The sequence below is a fragment of the Deinococcus marmoris genome, from assembly GCF_001949125.1.
Taxonomy (GTDB): Bacteria; Deinococcota; Deinococci; order Deinococcales; family Deinococcaceae; genus Deinococcus; species Deinococcus marmoris_A.
Genome location: NZ_MSTI01000047.1, coordinates 24130 through 31530 on the forward strand (window position 1 = coordinate 24130; position 7401 = coordinate 31530).

6 protein-coding genes are annotated in these 7401 nt (G+C 64.7%); 2 read left to right on the forward strand and 4 right to left on the reverse strand.

What is annotated here, in order from left to right; genetic code table 11:
* Nucleotides 1-18: 18 nt before the first annotated feature.
* Nucleotides 19-987 carry an ABC transporter substrate-binding protein gene (locus BOO71_RS07195; protein WP_075831273.1) on the reverse strand — a complete coding sequence of 323 codons (969 nt, stop codon included), beginning with the start codon at nucleotides 985-987 and terminating at the stop codon, nucleotides 19-21.
* Between the two features lie 419 nt (nucleotides 988-1406).
* Between BOO71_RS07195 and BOO71_RS07200 the strand changes: the two genes are divergently transcribed.
* Entirely contained in the window at nucleotides 1407-2369 is a 963-nt protein-coding gene (locus BOO71_RS07200) for an ArsR/SmtB family transcription factor (protein WP_075831274.1), read from the forward strand.
* 165 nt (nucleotides 2370-2534) lie between these two features.
* On the opposite strand, the gene BOO71_RS07205 is transcribed toward BOO71_RS07200, so the two are convergent.
* The 3 genes from BOO71_RS07205 to ftsE form a co-directional block, all read right to left on the reverse strand.
* Nucleotides 2535-4100 carry a murein hydrolase activator EnvC family protein gene (locus BOO71_RS07205; protein WP_254843073.1) on the reverse strand — a complete coding sequence of 522 codons (1566 nt, stop codon included), beginning with the start codon at nucleotides 4098-4100 and terminating at the stop codon, nucleotides 2535-2537.
* Complete coding sequence (locus BOO71_RS07210) at nucleotides 4100-4963, reverse strand: cell division protein FtsX (protein WP_217694855.1); 864 nt, start codon at nucleotides 4961-4963, stop codon at nucleotides 4100-4102. The genes BOO71_RS07205 and BOO71_RS07210 overlap by 1 nt, the downstream gene beginning before the upstream one ends.
* Before the next feature lie 91 nt (nucleotides 4964-5054).
* A complete protein-coding gene (ftsE, locus tag BOO71_RS07215; RefSeq protein ID WP_075831275.1) occupies nucleotides 5055-5738 on the reverse strand; it encodes a cell division ATP-binding protein FtsE in 684 nt (227 codons plus the stop codon).
* A gap of 231 nt (nucleotides 5739-5969) precedes the next feature.
* On the opposite strand from ftsE, the gene BOO71_RS07220 reads away from it, so the two are divergent.
* Nucleotides 5970-7286 (forward strand): S41 family peptidase, encoded by a 1317-nt coding sequence (locus BOO71_RS07220; protein ID WP_083653171.1) that lies wholly within the window; start codon nucleotides 5970-5972, stop codon nucleotides 7284-7286.
* Nucleotides 7287-7401 lie beyond the last annotated feature (115 nt).

Below are 7401 nucleotides of genomic sequence, written 5' to 3' on the forward strand. Positions count from 1 at the left end.
AACAGCGTTTCTACAAGCTCAGTACGCGCCCGCCAGTCCGGCCTTGGCGCTCTCGGGGGTATAGTCGCGGTCGGCGTTGATGATCTTGGCGGGCAGCTTCTTGCCTGCCGCGTAGTCCTTGAGGGTGGCGAAGGCCTGGGGGCCGAAGCGCGGGTTGCACTCCACGACGTAGTTGATCGTTCCGTCCACCACCATCTGCACGGCTTCCTTGCCGCCGTCGATGGACAGCACCAGGATGTCCTTGCCGGGAACCTTGCCTGCCGCCTTGATGGCCGAGACTGCGCCGATTGCCATCTCGTCGTTGTGGGCGTAGATCACGTTGGCTTCGGGATGGGCCTGGAGCAGCGTTTCGGCCACCTGACGGCCCTTATCGCGGGCGAAATCTCCGGTCTGGGACGCGACGATCTTGAACTTGGGGTTCTTGGCGATCACGTCGTCGAAGCCCTTGCGGCGGTCGTTGGCCGGGCTGGCCCCGGTGGTGCCTTCCAGCTCGATGATGTTCATCTTGCCGTTGGCGTTCTTGACCAGCCAGTCGGCGACGCGCTGGCCTTCCTTGATGAAATCCGAGCCGATGAAGGTCACGTAGTCGGTTCCGGCCTTGGACAGCGCGGGATCGATGTTGCGGTCCACCAGGATCACAGGAATCCCGGCCTTGCGGGCCTCGGCCACCACAGGAGCCAGAGGCTTGTCTTCACGCGGCGACAGGAAGATGGCGTCCACCTTCTGGGCGATCATGCTGCGCACGTCGGCCACCTGCTTGGCAGTGGAACCGGCGGCGTCGGTGTAGACGAGCTGATAGCCCAGCTTCTTGGCCTCGTCCTGCATGCTCTTGGTCTGGGCCAGACGCCAGGGGTTGTTGCTCTCGGTCTGGGCGAAGCCCACGCGGTAGGTGGCCTTGACGGGCAGCTTGGGCAGCATGGTCTGGGCCAGCACGCTGCCGGTGACCAGTGCAATCGCCAGCATTCCAAAAGTTACGGTTTTTTTCATGTCTGTTCCTCCAGGGGAGTGGATCTCGAAATCGGGCACCGTCGTGTTGATGAAGATGTCTTGAGCGCCCTGATGAGGGAAAGGTGCATCGCGGTCTGCCCCGCCGGTGCGGGGGCTGCTGTGCAGGAACTGTGGTGTATTCGAAGGGGGTGTGCCAGACAAAGCTACCAATACGGACTCTTGATGTCAACTTTTTTTGACCTAAAGTCAATCTCGCCTGCTGGGGGAGGGTCTGATTCCCAGTATTTCAACCCATTTGATGTTGAATATTCCTCGTCTAGCAAGTCACTCGCCTTGAAAAACGGCATGCCTATCCGCATGGTTCAGCCCGTGACTTGCAATCCCACCATTAAACTTGTAGGTTTGGTGGGTATCGCCTCAACCCAGCGGAAATCACTCGGAGAGACACAAGGAGCGAGATGCCCATTGCCGGAAACCGGACCCTGATCGCCGAAGGACAGCGGGCGCTGGCGGTGGTCCACGCCGTCAACAGCGAGACCCGCCTGTCGATGCTGAGCCTGCTGTCGCACAGCCCCATGAACGTCAGTGAACTGACCGCCGCGATGGGACTGCCGCACTCGACGGTCAATTTCAACCTCAAACTGCTGGAGGAAGCCGGGCTGCTGGAAGTGCAGTACATGCCCGGCACACGCGGGCGGCAGAAGCTGATCAGCAAACGCTACGAGGAAATTCTGATCAAGTTGCCCGGCGCGGCGGTCAGCGCCCAGTCCAACGTGGTGGAAATCTCCATGCCCATCGGCAATTACCGCCGTTCGGACGTGACCTCCACCTGTGGGCTGGCCACCGAATCCAAGCTGATCGGGATGGTGGACGACCCGCGCTCCTTCTTCGAGCCGGAGCATGTGTTCGCTCAGATCATCTGGTTCCGGCACGGCACGCTGGGCTATGACTTTCCCAACAATCTGCCGCACGGCGCGGAGGCCAGTGAGCTGGAACTGTCGGTGGAACTGTGTTCCGAGGCCCCCGAACACGATCTCGACTGGCCCTCGGACATCACGGTCTGGGTCAACGACACCGAGATCGGCACCTGGACCAGTCCGGCGGATTACGGCGGCGTGCGCGGGCGGCATACCCCGCTGTGGTGGCCGATCAACCACACCCAGCACGGCCTGCTCAAGCGCTTCAAGATCAGCCGCGAGGGTACGTTCATCGACGGCAAGCAGGTGGGCGACACGTCCATTGAGCAGCTCAAACTGGGTGACCAGCCCCAGATTCAGGTGCGGGTGGGCGTCAAGGACGACGCGCGCTACAAGGGCGGCGTCAACCTGTTCGGCCACAAATTCGGCAACAACGAGCAGGACCTGCTGATGCGCCTGTGGTACGAATTCCGCGAGGGCGAGCGCCCCTACGTGATCAAGTAGGGCCTGCCACCCTCAGCGAATCAGCAACCGAAGGCCGTCGGGCGCAAAGGGCACGGGCCGCACGCAGCGTGACGGAGCCGGGCATCAGACCCGGATACCGCCGCCCCTTCCCGCCGACAAAGCCCATAAACTCGTGCCCAGTGCAACCCCCACAGCCTTCCCGCCCTAAAACCCCGGATTCACCGACGCGCCGCCCAGACGGTACTGAAACGCCATTCGCTGCGGCCCGATGATCTGCGAGCCGCCCACCGTACCCAGCGGCGTGCCGAGAGAGACGCGGGTGCCCACACTGACCAGCGGCTCAGACAGGCCAAAATACGCGCTGATGGCGCTGGAGTGGTCCACCAGCACCACCCAGCCCAGCGAGGCGTAATACGTCACCGCCAGCACGTTGCCCTCGCGCGCGGCCACCGCCTGCGAGCCGTCCGATGCGGCCAGGACCACCCACGGCGAGCCGCCGGTGCCGTAGGGAGCGCTGACCCGCCCGCCCGGCAGTGGAAAGCCCAGCGGGCCAGTGACGGCGGGCAGCGGCTGCAATTCCTGCGCCACGCGGTCCTGGGCCGCCTGGACCTGCTGGCTGCGCTGCTGCAAGGCGTCCTGCTCGCGCTGAAGCTGTTGCTCGCGGGCGCGCTGCTGCTGCTCCCGCACGGCCTGCTGCTGGGCTTCACGGGCGGCCTGTGCCCTGGCCTGGGCCTCGGCCTGCTGTTGGGCCACTTGGCGGGCACGTTCAGCGGCCTCGCGGGCGCGCTGGGCCGCCTGCTCTCTGGCAATGCGCTCCTGCTCGGCGCGGATCGCCGCCAGCCGGATGGCCTCCTGGCGGGCGCGTTCCTGGGCCACGCGAATCCGCAGGGCCTCGGCCTCGCGGCGTTTGCGCTCCTCCTCCAGGCGGCGCTGGCGCTCGGCCTCGATCCGCACCTTCTCCGCCGTGACCTGGGTGATCAGGCCGTCGATGGTGCGGGCGGTCAGGGCGCGCTCGGCCTGCCGCTGGGTGGCCAGGGCGCGCTGGCCCTGCTCGCTGTCGCGCAGCCCCGCCAGCAGGGTGTTCTGCTCGCCTCTGCGCGCCTTCAGGCGGCCCAGGGCGGCATTGCGCTGCGCCCCGATGTCCTTGAGGGTCTGGGTCTGCTGGGCCTGCTGCGCCCGCTGCTCGTCCAGCGTCGCTACCTCGCCCTTGAGGTTCTGGATGATGCGGTTGTTGTACTGCCCGGCCATGTTGGCGTAGCGCAGGCGGATCAGCAGGTCCGAGAGACTGCGCGACTGCGACAGCAGCCCCAGGTAATCGTTGCTGCGGCTGCGGTACTGGAGGCTCAGGATCTCGCGCACGTCCCCCTTCAGGCGCTCAACGCGGGCGGTGGTCACGCCCAGTTGGGAGGTCGTGTCGGCCAGTTGCCCCTCGGCCAGCGCGGTGCGGGTGTTCAGGACCGCAAGCTGGTTTTCCAGGTCCGAAACCTGGGCCGCCAGCGCGTCCAGCTTGGCCAGCGCCTCTTTCTGCTGCGCGCTGAGGTTCTGGATGCTCTTGCGGATGCGGTTCAACTCATTGGCCTGCGCCGCGCTGAGCTGCTTTTGCTGCTGCAACTCCTGCTGAAGCTGCTGCAACTTCTGGGAAGTGGTCTGCGCCCCCACACCCTGTCCCAGCAGGGCAACGCTCAGGACGGCGAGCAGGCCCGCACGCCGCAGACCTCCAGTGACCAGCCCTCCAGTGACCGGTCCTTCAGTCGCCAGTCCTCCAGCCACTACTCCAGCTCCTGCAAGTAGCGGCGGCTGGCGAAAATGCTGCCCAGCAGGCCAATTAAGATGCCCAGCGCCGCCACGCCGCCCAGCACCGGCAGCAGGGTATTCCAGTCGGTGACCACCGGAAACACCGGGGCCAGCTCACGCACGCGCCCGGCCAATCCCAGGTAGGCGGGGGTCAGCAGGGCCAGGGCCAGCGCGGCGGCCAGCACGCCCACAATCAGGCCCTCAATGACGTGCGGCATGCGGATAAAGGCGCGGGTGGCCCCCAGCAGCCGCATCACGCTGATCTCGTCGCGGCGGGCGTACATCGCCACGCGCACGGCGTTCAGGATGTTGAAGAGCGTGCCCAGCAGCAGCAAACCCACCAGCACATAGCCTGCGCCGCGCACGGCGGTCAGGGTCTTGACGGTGGGGTCCACGTAGCCCGCGCCGTACTCCACGCCGTCCACGCCGCTGAGGGTGGAAACGGTATTCGCCAGCGTGCGCGAGTCCTCCACCCGGCTGACCTTCATCCGCAGGGTGTCGGGAAAGGGATTGCCCACCAGCCCCGCCGCGTCGCGGGTGGACGGCGAAATCTGGCTCATTTCCTCCAGTACCTGCGCGCTGGTGACCAGCCGGGCCTCGCGCACCTGTGGCAGCGCCCTGACCTGTAAGAGCAGCGCGGCGTCGTCGGCGTCCGGGGTCAGGAAGGCGGCCACCTCCACCTGCGACTCCAGTTGCTCCAGCGTGCGGTCCACGTTCAGGGTCAGCAGCAGCACGAAGCCCAGCATCAGCAGAGTCAGGGTCATGGTCACCAGCGTCGCCAGCGTGGCCGTGAAATTGCCGCGCATGGCCAGCAGCGCCTGACGCAAGTGGTAGGTCACTGGCCGCCCCTGGCGGCGGTGATGGGTGATGGGTGATGGATGATGGAAAAAATCTCTTCTCCCTCAACCATCAACTTTCTACCATCAACCCTCACAGCGCGTACCCGCCATATGGATCGTCCCGCACCAGCTTCCCCTTACGCAGCGTCAGGGTCCGGTGACGGTAGCTTTCCACCAGATCGCGGGCGTGGGTGGCCACGATGACGGTGGTGCCGCGCAGGTTGACGTTTTGCAGCACCTTCAGCACTTCACGGCTGTTCTCGGGGTCCAGATTTCCGGTGGGTTCGTCGGCCAGCAGCAGCGGCGGATCGCTCACGATGGCCCGCGCAATCGCCACCCGCTGCTGCTCGCCCTGCGAGAGTTGCACCGGCAGGGCATATTTCTTGTGTTCCAGGCCCACCGTCCGCAGCGCCGCCGTGACCCGGCTGGGCCATTCGCGCTGATGCACGCCCGTGACGCGCAGGGCGAAGGCCACGTTGTCGTAGGCGTTCAGGTGAGAGAGCAGCAGGTTGTCCTGAAACACCGTGCCCATGCGGCGGCGCAGCAGGGCGGTGCGGCGTCCCCGGTAATGCTTCAGGGACATGCCCGCCACCATGACCTCGCCGCGTGTGGGCAACGCCCGCTTGAGGACCAGATTCATGAAACTGCTCTTGCCCGCCCCCGAATGCCCCACCAGATACGCAAATTCTCCCTTGCCGATCTGAAGGCTCACATCGTCCAGTGCCAGGGTGCCGGTGATGGGATAGGACAGGGTGACGCTGTGAAACTGGATCACGCCGCCGCTCTGATGTGGTCATCCATGTGGTCGAGAGGGGAAGGAAAGTGGCTGCTCATCGTCACCGCCCAGCATAGCCCAGACCATGAAGATCGGCTCAGGACAGCTCTCAGAATTGTAGGGAGACCGCCCGACCAACCCCCAGGCCACCCCAGCCCCTGAGTTTTTTCTAAGTTGCGCCTGTCACCTGCGTTTCAATAAGCCGTCATGTGGGCGCACTATTCTGACCGGGTGAATGTCAAACGCCTGACCATCGCGGGGGCGGCCCTCGCGGCCACCGCCGCCGTCGCCTACGCCCAGCTCGGCGGGTACTCGCAGGCCAACCTGACCAGCACCGTGGAAGGCAAGACGCTGCTGAACGTGATCGGGAGTCTCAAGCAGTACTACCTGTACCCCATCGACGACGACAAGTTGCTGCGCGGCGCGATCAACGGCGCGGTGGGCAGCCTTAACGATGAATTTACCTACTACAGCCAGCCCGAAGACAACGCCATCGATCAGGAAAATCTGGCGGGCAATTTTTATGGCATCGGCGTGCAACTGATCGCCGCCAACGCGGACGGCACTGGCGGCAAGATCGACAACGTGTTCAAGACCGGTGCGGCCATCGGCGCGGGCGTGCAGATCGGTGACGTGTTCGTCAAGGTGGACGATACCGAGGTGATCACCAGCAAACTGAACGACCTCGTGCGGCTGGTGCGCGGCAAGCAGGGCACCACCGTGACCATCACCTTCGCCCGCAACGGCAAGCCCTACACCGTCAAGATGGAACGCCAGCCCGTCACCATCGTGGCCGTGGAAGAAACCATCCTGCCCGGCAACATCGGCTACATCGCGCTGAATACCTTCTACAACGAGAAGGCCAGCCAGCAGTTCCGCGCCGCCGTGGCCGACATGAAGAAGAAAAACGTGACCAAGCTGATTCTGGATCTGCGCGACAACGGGGGCGGATTGCTAAACGCCGGGGTGGACGTGGCCGATCAGTTCCTCCAGAGCGGGCCGATTGTCAGCCTGCGGGACCGCAACAAGAAGACCGAGGTGTTCGGCAAGGCCAGCAACCAGAAAACCGATTACACCGGCAAGCTGGTGGTACTGGTCAACAAGAACAGCGCCTCGGCCAGCGAAGTCGTCTCCGGCGCGCTCCAGGACGACAACCGCGCCCAGATCATCGGCGAGCAGACCTTCGGCAAGGGCGTGGCCCAGATTCCAGTCGACCTGCCCGACGGCGGCAAGATCGCCATCGTCGCCAACGAGTGGCTGACCCCCAAGGGCCGCCAGATCCACAAGAAGGGCATCACGCCCGACATCGTGGTGAAAGACACCCGCTACACCGCCCCACTCAACTTCTCGGGCAGCGGCATCAAGGCCGGGGACAAGATCACCCTGACCGTGGCCGGCAAGCCCGTGACCGTCACCGCCGACAAGGACGGCAAGTTCACCTACACCGGCGAGGCCAAGCGTCCCAGCCAGAGCGCCACCCAGGGCGAGGCCGTGGTGGACACCCAGAACGACGCCATCCTGAGAAAGGCGCTGGAAGTCCTGAAATAAAGTCAGGAAACTGAGCCTCTCCCCCGGCTGGGTGGAGGGGCTTTTTTTGGCGTTGGAGAAAGCGAGACCCCTCTCCTACGGAGCTGTACCAGCCAGTCTGCTTCGCAGCCAGCTC